The sequence below is a fragment of the Paraliomyxa miuraensis genome, assembly GCF_026337845.1.
Taxonomy (GTDB): Bacteria; Myxococcota_A; Polyangia; order Nannocystales; family Nannocystaceae; genus Paraliomyxa; species Paraliomyxa miuraensis.
This window is the reverse complement of record NZ_JAOVZF010000155.1, coordinates 187,473-205,554: the sequence shown is the minus strand read 5'-3', so window position 1 is coordinate 205,554 and position 18,082 is coordinate 187,473. Positions and strand designations below refer to the sequence as shown.

General features: G+C 69.8%; 18 protein-coding genes. 11 read left to right on the top strand and 7 right to left on the bottom strand.

Features of this window, described 5'->3' with window-relative positions; all coding sequences use genetic code 11:
• The first annotated feature begins 238 nt into the window (after positions 1–238).
• Complete coding sequence (locus tag OEB96_RS24700; protein ID WP_266219174.1) at positions 239–709, top strand: hypothetical protein; 471 nt, start codon at positions 239–241, stop codon at positions 707–709.
• The gene (locus tag OEB96_RS24695) at positions 706–1,806 is read left to right on the top strand and encodes an OmpA family protein (protein WP_266219173.1); all 1,101 of its coding nucleotides are present in this window, start codon (positions 706–708) and stop codon (positions 1,804–1,806) included. Before OEB96_RS24700 ends, OEB96_RS24695 begins: the two co-directional genes overlap by 4 nt.
• Before the next feature lie 60 nt (positions 1,807–1,866).
• On the opposite strand, the gene OEB96_RS24690 is transcribed toward OEB96_RS24695, so the two are convergent.
• Complete coding sequence (locus OEB96_RS24690) at positions 1,867–3,192, bottom strand: hypothetical protein (protein ID WP_266219172.1); 1,326 nt, start codon at positions 3,190–3,192, stop codon at positions 1,867–1,869.
• 41 nt (positions 3,193–3,233) lie between these two features.
• On the opposite strand from OEB96_RS24690, the gene gpmI reads away from it, so the two are divergent.
• The 5 genes from gpmI (at position 3,234) to OEB96_RS24665 (ending at position 9,364) form a co-directional block, all read left to right on the top strand.
• Positions 3,234–4,892: a 2,3-bisphosphoglycerate-independent phosphoglycerate mutase gene (gpmI, locus tag OEB96_RS24685; protein ID WP_266219171.1), complete on the top strand. Its 1,659-nt coding sequence runs from the start codon at positions 3,234–3,236 to the stop codon at positions 4,890–4,892.
• 85 nt (positions 4,893–4,977) lie between these two features.
• Positions 4,978–5,700 carry a hypothetical protein gene (locus OEB96_RS24680; protein ID WP_266219170.1) on the top strand — a complete coding sequence of 241 codons (723 nt, stop codon included), beginning with the start codon at positions 4,978–4,980 and terminating at the stop codon, positions 5,698–5,700.
• A gap of 12 nt (positions 5,701–5,712) precedes the next feature.
• Positions 5,713–6,849, top strand: a complete 1,137-nt coding sequence (locus OEB96_RS24675) for a cysteine desulfurase family protein (protein ID WP_266219169.1) — start codon at positions 5,713–5,715, stop codon at positions 6,847–6,849.
• A 93-nt stretch (positions 6,850–6,942) separates the two neighbouring features.
• The gene (locus OEB96_RS24670; protein ID WP_266219168.1) at positions 6,943–8,859 is read left to right on the top strand and encodes an adenylate/guanylate cyclase domain-containing protein; all 1,917 of its coding nucleotides are present in this window, start codon (positions 6,943–6,945) and stop codon (positions 8,857–8,859) included.
• Positions 8,860–8,926: 67 nt separating this feature from the next.
• The gene (locus OEB96_RS24665) at positions 8,927–9,364 is read left to right on the top strand and encodes a hypothetical protein (RefSeq protein WP_266219167.1); all 438 of its coding nucleotides are present in this window, start codon (positions 8,927–8,929) and stop codon (positions 9,362–9,364) included.
• Between the two features lie 47 nt (positions 9,365–9,411).
• On the opposite strand, the gene OEB96_RS24660 is transcribed toward OEB96_RS24665, so the two are convergent.
• Complete coding sequence (locus tag OEB96_RS24660; RefSeq protein WP_266219166.1) at positions 9,412–10,218, bottom strand: hypothetical protein; 807 nt, start codon at positions 10,216–10,218, stop codon at positions 9,412–9,414.
• Between the two features lie 64 nt (positions 10,219–10,282).
• Here OEB96_RS24660 and OEB96_RS24655 point away from each other — a divergent pair, with 64 nt between their 5' ends.
• A complete protein-coding gene (locus OEB96_RS24655; RefSeq protein ID WP_266219165.1) occupies positions 10,283–11,605 on the top strand; it encodes an ATP-dependent nuclease in 1,323 nt (440 codons plus the stop codon).
• The gene (locus OEB96_RS24650; RefSeq protein WP_266219164.1) at positions 11,602–12,261 is read left to right on the top strand and encodes a hypothetical protein; all 660 of its coding nucleotides are present in this window, start codon (positions 11,602–11,604) and stop codon (positions 12,259–12,261) included. Before OEB96_RS24655 ends, OEB96_RS24650 begins: the two co-directional genes overlap by 4 nt.
• A 12-nt stretch (positions 12,262–12,273) precedes the next feature.
• On the opposite strand, the gene OEB96_RS24645 is transcribed toward OEB96_RS24650, so the two are convergent.
• Both OEB96_RS24645 and OEB96_RS24640 read right to left on the bottom strand, forming a co-directional pair.
• Positions 12,274–13,062, bottom strand: coding sequence for a VOC family protein (locus OEB96_RS24645; RefSeq protein ID WP_266219163.1), 789 nt, complete (start codon positions 13,060–13,062; stop codon positions 12,274–12,276).
• A gap of 51 nt (positions 13,063–13,113) precedes the next feature.
• Complete coding sequence (locus OEB96_RS24640; RefSeq protein WP_266219162.1) at positions 13,114–13,242, bottom strand: hypothetical protein; 129 nt, start codon at positions 13,240–13,242, stop codon at positions 13,114–13,116.
• Positions 13,243–13,422: 180 nt separating this feature from the next.
• On the opposite strand from OEB96_RS24640, the gene OEB96_RS24635 reads away from it, so the two are divergent.
• A complete protein-coding gene (locus tag OEB96_RS24635) occupies positions 13,423–14,634 on the top strand; it encodes a thiolase family protein (protein ID WP_266219161.1) in 1,212 nt (403 codons plus the stop codon).
• Between the two features lie 43 nt (positions 14,635–14,677).
• Here OEB96_RS24635 and OEB96_RS24630 read toward each other — a convergent pair whose 3' ends face one another.
• Positions 14,678–15,241: a DUF4123 domain-containing protein gene (locus OEB96_RS24630; RefSeq protein ID WP_266219160.1), complete on the bottom strand. Its 564-nt coding sequence runs from the start codon at positions 15,239–15,241 to the stop codon at positions 14,678–14,680.
• Between the two features lie 141 nt (positions 15,242–15,382).
• Between OEB96_RS24630 and OEB96_RS24625 the strand changes: the two genes are divergently transcribed.
• Entirely contained in the window at positions 15,383–15,844 is a 462-nt protein-coding gene (locus OEB96_RS24625; RefSeq protein ID WP_266219159.1) for a hypothetical protein, read from the top strand.
• Positions 15,845–15,872: 28 nt separating this feature from the next.
• Here OEB96_RS24625 and OEB96_RS24620 read toward each other — a convergent pair whose 3' ends face one another.
• Both OEB96_RS24620 and OEB96_RS24615 read right to left on the bottom strand, forming a co-directional pair.
• Positions 15,873–16,382 (bottom strand): hypothetical protein, encoded by a 510-nt coding sequence (locus OEB96_RS24620; protein WP_266219158.1) that lies wholly within the window; start codon positions 16,380–16,382, stop codon positions 15,873–15,875.
• 41 nt (positions 16,383–16,423) lie between these two features.
• On the bottom strand, positions 16,424–17,914 hold the full coding sequence (locus tag OEB96_RS24615; RefSeq protein WP_266219157.1) for a tetratricopeptide repeat protein: 1,491 nt from the start codon (positions 17,912–17,914) through the stop codon (positions 16,424–16,426).
• Positions 17,915–18,082 lie beyond the last annotated feature (168 nt).

Genomic DNA, 18,082 nt, shown 5'->3' with positions numbered 1-18,082 from the left:
AGCATTTCCGTCATCCGGCCAACCGGCCGAGCAGCAACGACCGCGCGCGACATCGTCCGGCTCGGGGGGCTCCATCGTCATCCTGTCGATCTCGCTCACACGATCGGCGAAGACTTTCCACCAAACGTGGGTGTGAGTCGTACGAGACTGGCGCTCGAGCCTTTCAATCCTCGGGAGAGTCGTGCCATAGACTGCCCGTGTGGCTCCGGGTCGGAGTCACGACGCGGAGGAGGAACCCATGGGCAAGCTCTACGAACGGGCCCGATCGCGCCCGTCACTGGCGGTGCTGGCATTTCCCTTGATCGCAGCGTTGGCCCTCGGCGGCCCCGCGGTGGGTCGTGACGACGAGGACGATCCGGAAGCCAAGCTCCAGGCGTTCACCGTGCAGCTCAAGGAGCACGAGGTGGCCGACACCCGGCATGCCGCGACCAGCGAGCTCGGAAAGGCCGAGGCGCTGCGGGACAAGGCGCGCACGCTCACCGAGAAGCGCAAGGATCGCGAGCTGCTCGACCGCACGCTCGACGAGCTCGAGGCCACGCTCGCGCTCGTCGGGGCCAAGATCGTGCACGCGCAGGCCAAGGCCGAGCTCGACGAGCAGAAGGCCAAGATGAAGGAGATCCAGGCCGAGCTCACCAAGACCAAGGCCGCCGCGGACGAGGCCGAGAAGAAGCAGGCCGAGCTCGCCGGCAAGATCGGAGGTGCCAAGTGAGACGCCAACGACTGTTGGTCGCCCTGCTGCTCGCGGTCGGCTGCGCGGGGCTCAAGCCCACCGCAGAGATGAGCGAGTACGCCAAGGAGTACAAGACCCAGGAGGGCCAGCAGACCAAGCTGCGGTACCCGGAGCTGGTCGGCAACGCCGAGGCGTGGGACGCCAAGGCGCTCACCGCCCAGGACGACAAGGAAGAGGAGGCCATGGCGTACTACGGCCGCGTCGCGTGGCTGTGGTGGGAATCGGCGCAGCTGCGCTCGCAGGCCCAGGACCTCGACGCCGAGCGCAAGCAGCTCGAGAAGGACACCGAGCAGGTCAAGAAGGAGCTCGCCGAAGCCCGCAAGCGCGAGAAGCTGGCCAAGGCCACCGTCGACCGCATGCAGCAGATCATCGCGATCGAGAGCAAGGTGGCGGCCGACAACGCCGAGGTCACGGCCGCGCGCGAGAAGATCGCCGACGCGCTCGAGGCCCTGCGCCTCGCGCAGGCCGTCGACGCCGACGTCCATGCCAAGTCCACGTTCGCCGCGGCCGAGGCCAAGCTCAAGCTGGCCACCGAGGCGCTCGGCAAGAACAAGCCCAAGGATGCCACCACCTTCGCCATCGAGGCCAAGGCCAGCGCCGACGCGGCCAAGAGCGAGGCTGAGCCCAAGTACACCTCGGTGGCGGCCGATCAGGCCAAGCTCAACCGGCAGAAGTCACTGTTCGATGCGCTCGCGGTGGTGAGCGGCGCCGAGCGAGCGATGGTCGAGGGCGGCGTGATGATCACGATCGTCGAGGCATTCTCCACCACGGGCGTCGCCATCGACCCCGCGCACACGGCCAGCTTCGACAAGATCGCGGAGACTGCGAAGAACTACGGCGAGTTCTCGCTCGTCATCGAGGGCCACACCGACAACAAGGGCAACAAGACCAAGAACCTGCAGCTCAGCGAGTCGCGGGCCAAGAGCGTGCTGTCGCACCTGGCCACCCAGGGCGTGTCTCCCTCGCGGATGAACGCGGTGGGCAAGGGCTCGGCCGAGCCGGTGGCCGACAACAAGACCAAGGAAGGTCGCGCCAAGAACCGACGGATCGAGATCCTGTTCGCGTCCGGCCAGTGAGGCGCCTTGCTCGGGCCGCCCGCACGCTCGGGCGGTCCGAGCAATCCGACGAGCCCAGCGCTAGGGCGGTGCCACCGACAGCCTGGCCTGGAGCCGATCGATCCCTGGCGGCGCACACGGGAGCGCGACCGCTCGGAGCTCCTGGACCATGCACTGGGCGAACTGCATCGAGTCCTGCGTGGTGATGTCGCCGTCGATTCGCACTCCGGTCACCGCACCATCGAGCTCCATGCTCACGGTGATCATGGCATCGAGCCCCTTGGGCAGCGATGCCACCCGGAGGCAGCGGTCGAGGGCCGGCGACTCGTCGAGGCGGCGGATCCACGCCTCGGTGCCGGCCTGCACCACCTCGAGCGTGGCACGCGAGCCTCGAAACCCGCCGTCGTCGACCGCTTGCACGCGAAAGCGACGCCCGGACGCCCCCTTGGGCACCGCGAGCCGCTCGAGGGCCTCGCAGATGCACGCGCCATCGGCCGACCGCACCATCGTGTGACCCGCCGAGGCCACGCAGCGCAGCTGCGCTCCGCGCCGGTCCACGCTGGCGCGGACCTCGTAGGTGAACCCCACGAGCGGATCGGGATGGGCACATGCGGCCGCGACCCGCTCGGCTTCCTCGAACGACAGCTCCTCGACGGGCCGTGCCCATGGGCCGACGCCCTGCGGGAAGTCGAAGCGAATCGGCGGCGGGTGGCTCATGCCGATCATCCCCAGCCCGATCCCTCCCCAGGACTGCTCGTCCCGCAGCTCGTCGGCCACGGCGATCCATGCGCGTGGATCATGGATGCGTGCGACCCTGCGGCTGGCGAAGCCCACGTAGACGTCGGCGTCGGTCGGATCCTGAAGGCTCGCCTGCAATCGACAGCCATCGATGCAGCCCGCCTCGATCTCGACGAAGCGCCGCGCCGAGAAGTAGCGCGCGACCAGCTCGTGGGGCAGCAGCGGAGCGCGGCAGGCCCGGTCGCCCTCGAGCAACAGGCGCCCCTCGGCGGCCGCGGCCTCGATGCGCTCGAGCGCCTCGACCGGGACCAGCGGGATCCCACGAGCACCGAGCGCCTTGGCGACCCCGCGGCGGATCGCATCGCCCTCGTCGGGGAACAGCACCACGGGCGACACGTCGAGCACCGGGCGGAGCACCGCCGCCTCCGGCGGAAACGGCAGCGCGATCGGGACCCACGCCTGCGGCTCGGGCGGCGTCGCCGACTCGATCGGCCCGGCTGCGCGCACCGGATCGGTCGCAGCCGCCGGCTCCGACTCGCGCGCCTCGGCACGGTCCTGCTCGCTCTCGACGGGGTCGTGCTCCTGCGTCACGACCGGCACGATCGTTTCCGGTGACCGGCAGCCGAGCGCGAGCGCCACTGCCACCAGCCAGCCGCCGTTCTTCCGCACGCCCGCGATGATGACACGAGCTGCTAGACTCCGCCCCGCCGATGTCCCTCGCGCTCTCGCCCCATCCCCAGTTCTCCGCCCCCAAGGGCCCCGTCGTCTGCGTGGTGATGGACGGCGTGGGCATCGGCGCGCACGACCACGGCGACGCCGTCCACCTCGCGCACACGCCCACGCTCGACTGGCTCATGGGCCTGCGCTCGTCGACGCGTCTTTGCGCCCACGGCCGCGCGGTGGGCATGCCCAGCGACGCCGACATGGGCAACAGCGAAGTCGGCCACAACGCGCTCGGGGCCGGCCGCGTGTTCGACCAGGGCGCCAAGCTGGTCTCCCAGGCGATCGCCAGCGGCTCGATGTTCGAGGGCGCCGTGTGGAAGGAGGCCGTGGCGCACGTGCAGGCCTCGGGGCAACCCCTGCACCTCCTGGGCTTGCTCTCCGACGGCAACGTCCACAGCCACATCGATCACCTGCTGGCCATGCTGCGCCAGGCCGCGCGCGAGGGCGTACGCAAGGCGAGGGTGCACGTGCTCACCGACGGTCGCGACGTCCCTGGCCGCTCGGCGCTGGGCTACGTGGACCAGCTCGAGGCCTGCCTGGCGCAGCTGAGCACCGACGGCCGCGACTATCGCATCGCCAGCGGAGGCGGGCGCATGCACATCACCATGGATCGCTACGAAGCCGACTGGGCCATGGTGGAGCGCGGCTTTCGGACCCACGTGCACGGCGAGGGGCGCCGCTTCGCCAGCGCGCGCCAGGCCATCACCACCCTCTACGAGGAGCACCCCGAGCGCGACGACCAGTTCCTGCCCACGTTCGTCATCGCCGACGACGACGGTCCGGTGGGGCCGATCCTCGACGGAGCCGCGGTGCTGCTGTTCAACTTCCGGGGCGACCGGGCGATCGAGATCTCGCGCGCCTTCGAGGACGACGACCTCGCCGCGTTCGACCGCGGCGGCCGCCCCGACGTGCTGTTCGCCGGCATGATGCAGTACGATGGCGACCTCCAGATCCCGCGCCGCTTCCTGGTCGACCCCCCGGCCATCGATCGCACCATGGGCGAGCTGCTGGCCGCCACCGGTCGCCGCCAGCTCGCCATCGCCGAGACCCAGAAGTACGGGCACGTCACCTACTTCTGGAACGGCAACCGCACCGGCGCCTTCGACCCCGCGCTCGAGCAGTACCTGGAAATCGCCTCCGACGTGCTGCCGTTCGAGGAGCGCCCCTGGATGAAGGCGGCCGAGGTCACCGACGCCCTCGTCCATCGGCTGCGCCAGGGAGGCATCGACTTCGCCCGGGTCAACTACGCCAACGGCGACATGGTCGGGCACACCGGCCACCTCGACGCCACTCGCGTGGCCGTGGAGGCGGTCGACCTGTGCCTGACGCGGCTGGTCTCCGCCGTCCGCCGCCTCGAGGGCGTGCTCGTGGTGACCGCCGACCACGGCAACGCCGACCAGATGTTCGACCGCGACAAGGACGGCAGCGAGAAGATCCGCACCAGCCACAGCCTCAATCCGGTGCCGCTGGTGATCTTCGATCCCCGCCTGCCGGAGCAGGCCCCGCCCCTGCGCCCGATGGACCCCCAGGCGCCGTTCGGGCTGGCCAACGTGGCCAGCACCTGCATCGAGCTGCTCGGGCTGACGGCGCCGCCCGACTATCTGCCCAGCCTCTTGCTGCCCAGCCGCTTGGCTCCACCTGCCTGACCCTCGGGCCAGCCCACCGACGACCAAGCCCGCGGGGCCTTGTCGCGCCCGATGCCTCTCCGGTAACTTCGGGGCCGTGGTGACCATGCTCGACGCAAGAAGCTTCCGACTCGGTGCGCTCGCACTCAGCGTGCTTTGCGCGCTCCCCCTGGCCAGCTGTGGCAAGAACGGTGGCGGTGGCAAGCGCGGCGGGTCCGAGATGGCCCAGTGGATCGACAGCCCCACCCGCGGGACCCAGGACGGGAACGTCATCAAGTTCGCGCAGCTCGGGGTGAAGTTCGAGATCCCCGAGACCCTGTACGTGTTCCGCAACTGCGGCGAGGCCGGTCACAGCCCCGACCCGGGGATCAGCCGCGACTGGGTCCCGGTGGTGGTGTGCAACTCCACGGCGGACGACGTGTTCGGAGAGGGCGGCGGCGAGGAGGACTACTTCGCCGAGGACGAGGCGGCCGCGGCCGGGGCCGAGCCCATCGCGCTGACGTTCTACGTGACCAAGAAGACCCGTCCCATCGACGAGCGGGCCGTGAGCTGGTTCGAGGGCCAGTTCAAGCAGGCCGGCCTGGGCGTGTTCGAGATCAGCTACCAGCACGAGTACCACAAGAAGGCCGGCATCTACTCCAAGCTGCACGTCCTCGACAGCGGCACCGGCGAGCCCGAGCGCGAGATCATCCAGTTCATGTTCCCGCGCGAGGACGTGGTGTTCATCGCCCGCATGGAGTACCCGTTCGGTGAGACCCGCTCGGTCGATCAGGACTGGCAGTACATCATGTGGAACTTCGACTTCGCCGCCCCCGCCGCGGGCGGCTGAGCCCGAGCGATCGTGGGCACGAGACCGGTCTACCTCGACCACAACGCCACCACGCCCGTGCACCCGCAGGTGCGCGAGGCGATGCTGCCGTGGCTCGGTGCGCAGTGGGGCAACCCCTCGAGCGCCCACGCCTACGGGCGGCAGGCCCACGCCGCGGTCGTGAAGGCACGGGCCGAGGTCGCGGCGCTCGTGGGGGCAGAGCCCCACCGAGTCGTGTTCACGGGCGGCGGCACCGAGGCCGACAACCTCGCGCTGCGGGGGCCCTCGGTCGCACGGCGTCGGATCGTGGTCTCGGCCGTGGAGCATCCTGCCGTCGACCTGCCCGCGCGTGCGCTCGAGGCCAGCGGCTGGCAGCGCGTGGAGCTTCCGGTGGACGCGCGCGGCCGCGTGGCGCTCGAGCCGGCGCGCGAGCGCCTGGCGCTCCCGGCTGGTCTGCTCAGCGTGATCCTGGCGCAGAACGAGACCGGGGTGCTGCAACCGGTGGCAGAGCTGGCGGCGTTGGCCCGCGCCGCCGATCCCGAGGTGCTCGTGCACACCGACGCCGCGCAGGCGGTGGGCAAGATCCCCGTCGACGTGCATGCGCTCGGCGTCGATCTGCTGACCATCGTGAGCCACAAGCTCTATGGGCCGTGCGGGATCGGAGCGCTCTACGTTCGTGAGGGTCTACGCCTGCAGCCGCTGACCCTGGGCGGCGGCCAAGAGGGCGGGCATCGGCCCGGCACCGAGCCGGTGGCGCTGATCGTGGGGCTCGGCGCCGCGTGTGCGCTGGCCAGCTCGGATCTCGAGGACGAGGCGCGCCGGGTGGCCGCGCTGCGCGACCGGCTGTGGCAGCGGCTGCGGGAGGCGATCCCGGGCATCGCCTGGACCGGCGAGGGCGCGCCGCTGCTGCCCAACACCCTGCACGTGCGGGTCCCCGGGCTCGACGGAGCCACGGTGCTGGCCGCCGCCCCCGACGTTGCCGCGAGCACGGGCTCGGCGTGCCACAGCGAGGACGGCTCGCCTTCGGGGGTGCTTGGGGCGATGGGGCTGACCCATGCGCAGGCCCGCGGTGCGCTGCGGCTGACCCTCGGCCGTGGCACCACCGAAGCCGACGTGGACCGGGCGGCCCTTGCCCTCGTCGCGGCCGTTCGCTCCCCGAGCACCCGCTGAGCCGCACACCCAAGACGCCGCCCGAGCGCTCGCTGGGCCACCACGTCGCCCGCCCTTCGGCCCGCGACCGCGCTGTGCCACCATGGACCCCGCATGTCCGAAGACGGCGTGATGGTGGAGCGACGCTACTCGGCTCCAGGCGACCTGGTGTGGGCCCTCCTGGCCGACACGCATCGCTACAACCGGGCCCTGGGTCTGACCCCTCCGCGCTACGTCTGGCGCGACGTCGACGGACGCCGTACCCGCGTGGCCGAGGCCACCCAGAACGGCGTGACCATGTCGTGGGTGGACGAGCCCTACGAGTGGATCGAGGGCCAGCGTCTGGTGGGCCGCCGCACCTTCCTCTCGGGCCCGGCCATCGACGGGGGCATCGCGGTCGAGGTCGAAGAGGATGGTGAGGGCGGATGCGTGGCGCGGATGACCACCGCCGGTCGCACGCGCTCGCTCTTGCTCAAGCTGATCAACCCGCTGATCCACGCTCACCTGCGACGCAGCCTCAAGTCGTACATGGATGCCACGGCTGCCGTGGTGGCCACGCGCGACGACCACGACGACGACTCGCAGCCCGCGGCCGTGCGGGCGCAGACCCTGCTGACGCGCCTCGACAACGTGGTGACCTCGGGCAAGCACACCCCCGTCGACCAGGCGGAGCTCGAGCGTCGCGCCGACCGACTGGGCTCGGCCCCCGTCGACCCCGAGGTCGTGCGCCAGCTGGTGAGCGCGCTGGGTCAGCGTCCCGACGAGGAGATCGCCCAGATGCGCCCGTTCGAGCTCGCACGCCACTGGGGCCTCGATCGCCGGCACGTGCTGCAGGCCTTCCTCCACGGCACCCGCGCGGGCCTGGTCGATCTCGACTGGCAGATCAACTGCCCCGTGTGCCGCGTCTCGGCCCAGGTGGTGTCGTCGCTCGCCGACGTGGCCGACAGCGTGCACTGCGAGGCCTGCAACATCCGCTACGACGTGGACTTCGGCGCCAACGTCGAGGCGGTGTTCCGCTGCAACAAGGCCGTTCGCGAGGTCGAGCCCACGGTGTACTGCACGGCGAGCCCGGGGTGGCGCCCCCACGTGATCGCCCAGCTGCGGGTCGATGCCGGGGTCGCGCGCGAGGTCTCGCTGCCGCTGCTCGACGGCCGCATGCACCTGCGCACGCTCGCCGACCAGCGCGCGGCCGACCTCGTCGAGCCCCACCCTCCCGCGCTGGTCGAGATCGAGGTCGGCGCCGAGGCGGTGACCGCCACTGCCTCCGGTCGGGCTTTGGACGGCAAGACCACCCTGCGGATCCGCTCCACCCTCGACGAGACCGCCTACCTGCTGGTCGAGCGCGGGGCGTGGGCCAGCGACGCCGTGCTGGGCTCGATCGTGGCCTCGATGCCCGACTTCGTCGATCTGTTCTCCACCGAGGCCCCCGCCGCCGGCCTGCCGCTCACCATCGGCCGCATCACGCTCTTGTTCAGCGACCTCACGGGCTCGACCGCGCTCTACGAGCAGGTGGGCGACGCCAGGGCCTACGCGGTGGTGCAGGAGCACTTCGGGCTGATGGAGCAGGCCATCGCCGCGCACGAGGGTGCGGTGATCAAGACGATGGGCGATGCCGTGATGGCCAGCTTCACCACTCCGCAGCAAGCGGTGGCCGCCGCCCTCCAGGCGGTGCGCGACTGCGAGTCGCAGCACGGCGCGCTCGGGATCGGCGTCAAGCTCGGGATCCACGAGGGCCCGTGCCTCGCCGTGCGGGCCAACGAGCGCCTCGACTTCTTCGGCACCACCGTCAACCTCGCCGCTCGCTTGCAGGGTCAAGCGGGTGCGGGCGAGCTGGTGCTCATGCACGAGCTGAGCCGGATCCCGGCGGTGGCCTCGTTGCTCGAGGGTCGATCCGCCCGCGCGGTGACCGCCCGACTCAAGGGAATCAGCGAGGCGCAGGAGCTGGTGGCGATCGATCTGCGGAAGGCCAGGCGGGAGAGCCAGGCGGGAGAATCAGACCAGAGTGCCAGTGAGGCCCCGCAAGCCTCGTGATGCCACGCGCATCCGCATCGCTTGCGCGCCGGCCCACGGCGGGTAGGATGCCCCGGCCCTCGCACCCATGGCGCAGGTCAACGACTACAAGCTCCACCGCGTGCTCGCTCGCTTTCCCTGGAGGCGGCGCAAGCCTCGGTCCGGGCAGAAGGGCCGACCGCCCATCGGGTTGATGTTCCGCGAGGGGCAGAAGCTGTGGGCCGACCCCGGCGATCTGGCCCGGTTCGAGGATCCCGGTCCAGCGCTGGTGTGCGTGGCCATGCACGCGGACGAGACCGCCCACGATCTGCTCCGCGCGCTGGTCGAGCACCACGCCGAGCAGCAGGGCATCGACCTCCCGCTCGACGTGCCCGACATCACCACCACCGGGCTGCAGCTGCTCGCGGGGCTCATCGAGGATGCGGGGTTGGATCCAGAGCACGCACTGGGGCCCCATGCGCTGGGTGATCTCATCACCGCGACGTGGGCGATCGCGGCGGCACAGCAGGCTGCGGCGAACGTTTGAGCGCGGCGTTCGGGCCCGGCGTGCGAGCCCACGTTCGAGGCCGGTCGCTACCGACCGCCGAACGTGATCTCGACCTCGCCGCACAGCCCGTCCCATGCGGCGCGGGCCGAGAGGGTCGAGCGTGGTCGCTCCTCGCCCTCCACCACCTCGCAGGCACCGTGCTCGTCGGGCATGCAGGCGCACGCCGTCGGGCACTCGTCGGTCGGCAGGGCGTCGGCGATGACCTCGTACGTACCCGGTCCGGCCGTCACCGCCACCTGGCACTCCTGCGGATCGGCGCCATCGCCGATGCACGCGCCTGGCAGCCGCGCTCCGGCCGTGACCCACGCGAGCCACGGCTGCTCGGACCAACCCCCGGGCTCGATGCGAAGCGAGGGGCTCGGAGGCCGCCCCTCGAGCGTGCAAGCGGGGGGCTCGGGTCCGAAGGACATGCACGCCGTGGGCTCCCAGAAGTCCGGGCACGCTTCGTCGTATGCGCTCACCTCACGACCGCCGAGCGTTCCGGTCACCTCGAAGAACCGCCAGAAGGCGGCGCCCACGAGGTGATTGCGGACGACGATCGGATCGGCGGTGGCATTGACGATGCGCACCGTGATCTCGCGGAGTTCATTGCCCGGCCCCGAGAAGTAGGTCTCGCAGGGAGTGTCCGCGGTGATCGGATCCATGCCGCGGGATGGTTGCGGCTCGCAGGCCAGCGGCGGTGGCGACGGGATGCCATCGGTCGTATCGGCACCATCGTCGGGGTCGGAGGTCATGGTGCCGCCGTCGCCGGTTCCGGAGCCGTCGCTCTCGAGCGTGACCGAGGGGCCGCAGCCGAGCGCGAGCACCAAGAGGACCGGGCCACACCACCGCATTGCCGGTTCAGGATACCGCGAGCATCCGGCGAAGATCGCGAAACGCGGTATGCTCCCGCCTGCGATGTCCTCGGACTACGTGCGCACCCGAATCGTCCGGCTCAGGGTCTCCGGCTACCGGAGCCTCTATGACGTGGAACTCGACGATCTGCCGGAGATCGTGGTGTTCCATGGGAGGAACGGGGCGGGCAAGAGCAACCTGATGCGCGTACCGGAGCTGGTACTCGAGTGGATGGCGGGGTGGAGCACGTATCCCACAGCCAGCAAGCCGCAGCGCTACGACTGGGATAGCGCCAACCGCATCATACGGTTTCGAGAGAGCGACTTCAGTCGCGGACGCGTGCCCGAGATGCGGATCGAGCTGAGCATCGAGCTCGGCACCGCAGCCGGCACGATCATCAACCACGTGGGAGCGCCCCTCGGCCGCTTGGAAGCGACCGTACGCATCCAAGGCGTCGGGGACGGAATCGAGCTTTGGTTCGAGAAGGCAACCCTGGGAGATCTGCCTCTCGGTCCTCAACTCACCGAGGAGCAGTTGGCACTCGCTCAGCGCATCAGGCACGAACTCGGCAATCAGAGCCTGCTGCTTCGTCTCGGCGCTCATCGAGACGTCGCACGCGAGCCGCTCTTCCAGCCCGCCAATCCGGTCCACGATGGCCCTTCATGGTTCCAGCGCCGGATGTTCGCGATCCATGTCGCCCCTGATCTGGCTCAACGACGCCAGCTCAAGCGCATCGGCCGTCGGCTATCCGAGCTCGACCTCTTTCCCGCAGGCTCCGAGATCGAGCTATCTCCATCCGAGGACCAACAATTCAAGGAGTGTCGGCTCTACGTCTCCGTCCCGGGCGTAGGCGATGTTCCGCTCGAAAACCTCGGTAGCGGCCAGCAACAGCTCATCATGATGGCGGCCGACGCGTTGGTCGGACGACGACCGATCGTACAGATCGAAGAGCCCGAGGCTCACCTGCACAAGGAGCTGATGGAGACCCTCGCCCGCTTCCTCCGCACCGAAGCGGAGCTCGCTTCCCCCGACTCTCCCATCGACCAGCTGTGGCTCTCCACCCACCACCACGCCTTCGCCATCGCCCCCACGTACTTCGAGGTCGACCACGACCCGACCCGCGGCACCACCGTGCAACGCCGCGACCGCGCCTACGCAACCAAGCACTTCTACGAGCCCGGTCCCCTGTGGGAGGCGCTGCGCTCCTTCGCGAATTCCGCCCCAAGGGACACGGTCGTGATGCACGACAGCGATGGTCGACCCATCACCGCGGGCGAGATCCTCGATTCCATCGACGGTGACCGCAAGCTCGCCAACGACTTCGCCGACGCGGCCACTCGCTCCATCGTGAAGGGCTTTCGCAAGCAACCGGTCGAGGGCTCGTGACCTACGCACTCGTCCATCTGCTGGGAGACGACGCCACCACGGAGGCAGGCCGCCTCGTGGAGCACTTGCAGACCCAACGGGCGCCCTTGCGCACATGGGCCAGCGAAGCGCCTCCGCATCACGAGGTTGCGAGTACCCTTGCCGACGGTCGCCCCCAGGGCTCCGCCCCCACTGCGGTCTGCATCGGCCACGGCAGCCCGAGGGGCGTTGGTCCGACTCCAAACCGGGTCTGGGCCGACGCCAATGACCTCGGCACGATCTTTCGCGACGGTAGACTCTATGCCTACGCATGCAACACCGCGGGTAGCATCGACTCCCTCGCTGCGCGGACCGTACGAGCGGGCGTTCGCATCTTCGTCGGCCACGGCACCACGATCCGGGCGCCTCTGGCCCCCGAGCAGCAAGAGATGGTCGAGTCCGTGGCAGGCGCGGCCATCATCGCGTTCATCGACGGACAAGACGACGAACAGGCACTGATCCGAGCCATCGATGACGCGGCGCTCGAGATCATTCCCGACGGGACTCCTCTCGACTTCGCCGCCTGCCGAGACGTTCCGAACAACTGGACGCAGCGCAGGCTCTTCGACGCGCTCGCCTCCTCGCTGTACGTGCACCGCAGGTCGAGCCTCGTGAAGGACGAGAGCCCATCGGAATGACTCCCACCGAGCTCACGACGGTGCACTCAGCCGAATGATCGTGAACACCCCGCCATCCGGATCCTCCACCACGGAGAACCGCCCGGGTGGAATGTCGTGCGGGGGCACGCACACCTTGCCCCCGGTCGCAGCGATCTTCTCCGCGATCGCATCGCAATCGTCCACCGCGAAGTACGTCATCCAGTGCGGAGGGATGCCCTGCCACTCGGGGCCGGTCATCGCCATCATGCCCCCGTTGTCGCGCTCGCCCACCTTGATCGTGGTGTACTCGAAGCTGCCCATCGGCACGGTCTCGCAGCGCCAGCCGAGCAGCGGCTCGTAGAACGCCTTGGCCTTGGCCACGTCGGGCGTGTTGAGCTCGTTCCAGCACAGCGCCCCGTGCTCGTCGACCAGCTGCGCGCCATGGTGCCGGCCGGGCTGCCACAGCCCGAAGGTCGCCCCCGCGGGATCGACGAGGAACGCCAACCAACCCGCATCCATCACCTGCATCGGCGGCACCGCCACCTGCCCCCCGAGCTCCGCCGCCCGCGCCACGGTGGCCGCCACGTCCTCCACCGTCACGTAGTCGTTCCACATCGGCGGGATCTTGGCCGCCTTCATCTCGTCGCTCATCTGCCCGATGCCCGCGACGACCTTGCCGTCCTTGAAGAACATCGCGTACGGGGGCCCACCTGCGGTGTCCTGCTCGCGGATCTTCCAGCCGAAGACCCCGGCGTACCAGCGCTCGGCCTTGGCCTTGTCGTGGGCCACGTGGTCGACCCAGCTGAACACACCCGGCTCGTAGCGACTTCGCTCGCTCATGTCGGAACCCTCCGGCCGAACGATCTACCACGACCGTCGCCGACCCAGCGGCTACAGCCCGCGACGCCAGGACCCGTCGTCTCGTTCGAGCCGCCGGATCGCGATCGCCACCACCACGCCAAAGCCGACGAGCAGCCCCCACAGGGCGATGAAGAGCACGACGGACCACAGCGCATCCATGGCAGAACCGGTCTACCACGAGCGTCCCCGCCCCGTCGCCGGGGCTTCGACACGCCTCGAAAACCCCTGCCTCGACCGCCCGGCTCCATGTCCGGCTCGCGTCGCGTGAGACCCCGCCGTGAGATTTCCACAAGCTCTGCCGCTCAGGCTCTCCCCGGGTCGTGATACCTGGGAGGGAGCATGGTCGACGACGCGCGCACGCCAGTCATCATCGATGCCATCCGCACGCCCATCGGTCGCCTTCGTGGCGCCCTGGCCCCCGTGAGGCCCGACGACCTCGCCGCCCACGTGGTGCGGCGTCTGGTCGAGCGCTATCCGGCGGCCACCGAGCAGCTCGAGGACGTGTACTTCGGCGCGGCCAACCAGTCGGGCGAGGACAACCGCAACGTGGCCCGCATGGCCGCGCTGCTCGCTGGCCTGCCGGTCGAGACGCCCGGCGTGACCGTCAATCGCCTGTGTGGCTCGGGCATGGAGGCGATCATCCAGGCCGCCAAGTCCATCATCGCCAAGGAGGGCGAGGTCTACATCGCGGGCGGCGTCGAGAGCATGACCCGCGCGCCGTTCGTGATGCCCAAGTCCGGCGAGGCGTATCCCCGCAGCGCGGAGATCTTCGACACCTCGCTCGGCTGGCGCATGGTCAACGCGCAGATGGACAAGCTCTACCCCGTCGAGTCGCTGGGGCAGACGGCGGAGAACGTGGCCGAGCGCTACGACGTCACCCGCGAGCAGCAGGACGCCTGGGCCCTGGGCTCGCACCAGAAGGCGGCCAACGCCCAGGACGAGGGCTGGCTCGACGACGAGATCGTGCCGATCCTCGTGCCGCAGGGGCGCAAGCAAGAGCCGCTGCGCATCACCGAGGACGAGGGCATCCGCCGCGATACCTCGCTCGACAAGCTGGCTCGGCTGCCGCCGGCGTTCAAGAAGGGCGGCACCGTCACCGCCGGCAACGCATCATCGATCAACGACGGAGCGAGCGCGCTGCTCATCACCAGCCTCGCTCAGGCCAAGAAGCTCGACCTCGAGCCGATGGCGCGCGTGGTGAGCTGGGGGCACGCGGGCGTGCACCCGGGGGTCATGGGCATCGGGCCGGTCCCCGCCAGCCACAAGGCGCTGGGGCGGGCCGGGCTGCAGATCAAGGACATCGACCTCGCCGAGCTCAACGAGGCGTTCGCCAGCCAGGTGCTCGCCTCGATGCGATCGCTCGAGCTCGATCCCGAGCTCGTCAACCCGGCCGGCGGAGCGATCGCCCTGGGGCACCCGCTGGGCTGCTCCGGCGCGCGCATCGTGACCACCCTGGTGCACGGCCTGCGCCGCACTCGCAAGCGCTACGGGCTGGCCACCATGTGCATCGGGGTCGGTCAGGGCATCGCAACGATCCTCGAGCGCCTGTGACTGCCCCCAGGGGCCATCGATGGCCCCCCTCAACCATCTCCGCCTAGTCGATCCAGTGATCCCACCGCGGCTCGCGAGTCGCCAGCTTGCCCTTCTCGCGGCGGTAGACCTTCCACGCACCCTTGCCATCCTCGATGAGGAACGCATCGACTGGACCGAACACCGCATCGAGCTCCTCCTTGGTGCACGTGGGCAGGTACGCCCTCAGCACGCGGGGATCGTAGAATCGAAACAGCACCTCGCGACCCGCGGGCAGGCGGGCGCGGATCATCCCCGCGAAGTGCTCGGCGATGTCGTCCATCGATGCGGTGCTGCGCAGCATCACCCCCCAGTTGTTGCCACGGCCGTAGCGCGCGAAGTAGCCCGCGAACGGGTAGTGCGACGACAGAGCCACCAGATAGGGAGCGACCGCAGACAGCACCCGCGGCAGCTCGGTCCCGTAGAGGCAGCGCCAGTCATTGCCCTCGGCCGTGAGCAGCGGCACCACGCGATCGTCCTGCGCCCCGTCGACCAGCCCGAACACGGATGCGGGCGCATCGGGCACCTTGATCTGCGACAGCGCGCGACGAATCATCCCGTTGATCGTCCGCTTGGTCGTGCGCGACATGGCCGGACCACTATATCAAGCAGCGCCCAGGCCCAGCATGGAACCATGCGCGAACGCGACCAGCGCGTCCAACGGGCTCAGCCACGCCCGCGCGCGGATTTGGGGTTGCTCATGGACGGTTTTCTGACAGGCTCTCAAGCAATGCGATGGGTTCTGCGTGATGGTCCGCGGCAGCTGGTGCTCAGCACCGAACGCGGTGCTCCGTTCGAGGGCGCAATCCTGGTCGAGGACTCGGCCGCAGCCGCCTCCACCCTGCGCAACCTGGCGTACGAGCCCGCCAACATGAAGGGGCTGCGGCACGTCCACATGGAGCTCGTCAACAGCCCCAACGAACGCAGCCGCGCCGACACGCTGGTGCTGGCCGAGCTCATGGCCCAGGTCGCCGCCAAGCGCCTGTTCGTGTTCGAGCAAGGGCGCGTGCTCAACTTCACCTACGATGTGCCTCCGCCCGAGGACGAGGAGGACATCTGGGAGGAAGCCGAGCCGCTGATGGCCTCGGAGCCGCCGCCCACCCCCGAGCCCGCGCCAAGCCCCGCGGTGCTGGCCCAGGCCGCGGCGCTCAAGCAAGCCGCCAGCGCCGGGGCTCCATTTTGCGAGGAATGAGTGGACTGACCAGGCGCCCGGTGGGCGCCTACACCACTCTCAGCCGCTCCGCCCGCACGATCGCCGAGTACGGCAGCTCCCGGTGCGGCGTGCCCACGCTCGAGCGGCGGTGCTCGACCGTACCAGTCACCAGCAAGCGCTGCCCCACCACCAACGCGTCGCACTCGGCCCGCAAGCTCACCCCGTAGCGCTCGAGCAACGACCGGTGCAGCGCGGCGAGGTCCTCGCCGTGGTCGGTGTGCACCAGCACCCGCACCCCGCCCTCCTCGAGCACGAAGTCCACGGCCTGCCGCGCATTGACCTGATAGGCCCGCCCCGCATGGGCGGTGGCACCGTCCATCCCGAGCGTGGTGGACGGCGGCCAGGCGCGATACTCCAGCGCCACGCACGGCTCTCCGCTCACCGGGTTGCGCAGGCTGGTCAGCGCCTCGACCCGCCCCTCGATCTCCACCCGACGAGCCGTGCTCGAGACCAACGCCGCCAGCTCGCCCACCCGCTGGTGGGGTTGCCACAGGGTTTGCAGCCACCGCCAGACCACGGTGCTCCCTGACGCCCGACCGCCCGCGCGCGGGCGGTCGATCAGGACGGCTTGATGAAGACCTTGCCCTGGCCGAACGCGAAGCTCACCCGCCAGGTCTGCAGCATGTTGAGGTTGATGTGACCACCCACCTCGAACGCCGTGTTGCGCAGGAACAGGTCGAGGGTCGGATCGGCGGGCTCGTTGACCAGCACCAGCCCGCTGGTGCCGACCATGTCCTTGTCACCGAGGCTGAAGCGATCCACGTAGACCATCTTGAGGCCGGCATCGGGATCGTCGGGCGGGTCGATCTCGCGCGGCAGGTGCCCGCTCTTGAGATAGTGCTTGCGGGTGACCGACAGACCCGAGCCGTAGGTGAAGCCCAGGTAGGCGAAGAAGCGGTGGTCCGAGCCGTCGATCGACACCGGCACCACCGGCGCATGCGCCACGTGCATGCTGAGCATGAGCATGGGCAGCTCGATCTCGCCGTCGGCCGGGCCCGCAGGGGCCTCCTTGGCCACCTCGAGCGAGTGCCCGGGGAAGTCGAAGGTCACCGTGCCCAGGCCGTGCATCGCCTGGCGCCCCAGGATCACCCCCGGCGTCTCGCCCCCCGTGGCCTCGGTGTAGGCCTCGAGCGGCTGCACCGTGGCCGGAATGTTGGTGATCTCGAGCTTGCCGAACTTGACCGAGGGGATGAGGACGATGGGCACGTCCTGCTCGGCCCCCGGCGGCTTGTACTTGGCCAGCTCCTTGAGCTTGAGCGTCTTGGCCAGGTTGGCGTCGATCACCGCCTCCTCGCGGGTCTCGAGGAAGATCACCGGGCTGTACTCGCCGCCCACCACCGCACCGGAGTACTTGAGGCCGTAGGTGAGGTTCAGCTCGAGGGTGGAGCTGCCCTTGTCGCCCTTGACCTCGCACAGCGGGCCCTTGCCCTCGAGCGGGCGGACGAACGCGGCGTAGGCCTGGATGAGCGGCAGCAACGGATCGTCCTTGCCCATGCGGGGGAAGATCTCGTCGACCGTCTTGACCGCCTTGTCGGCGTCGCACATGGCGTAGTAGCTCCACAGCTTGATCAGGCGAGGATCGAGCTGCTCGGGATCCTCGGCCAGCAGCTTGTCCTGAAGCGCGGCGGCCTCGACGTGCTTGCCCGCCGTCTGGAGGTTGCGCGCCAGGCCCAGCGCCGCACCGTAGTTCTTGTCGTCGATCGACAGCGACTTGCGATAGGCCTCGTTGCTGCCCTCGAAGTCACCCGCGCGCCAGCGCGATGCCCCGAGGATCGCATAGGCGTCGGCGTTGTCGGGATTCTCGCCCAGCGCCTCGTCGGCCAGCTTGGCCGCAGCCACGTAGCGACCGTTGGAGAGGTCCTTGTTGGCCAGCTCGATGAGCTGCGAGACCTTGGCCTCTTGCTTGGCCTTCTCGATGTCGGCCTGCACCTCCTCGGCCGTCTTGCCTCCGGCGTCTTCGGGGTTGGCGGTCTCCTCCCCCTTCTTGCCGCACGCGAACGTGGAGGACAGCGCCAGGGCCAGCGCCAGCATGACCGATGGCTTGGTCACGGCGAGGGAACGAGACGGGAGGAACGTCGAGAAACGGGACAGGACCGTGCTGCGCAGCATGGAGCTCTCCTGGGCGGCCCGCAGGGCGGGAGCGCGCGGCGCAGCATACCCGCCGGGCCCCGCGGGCGGCAACGGCGGGCCCGACGGCGGGCCCGAGGGGTGGCTGGT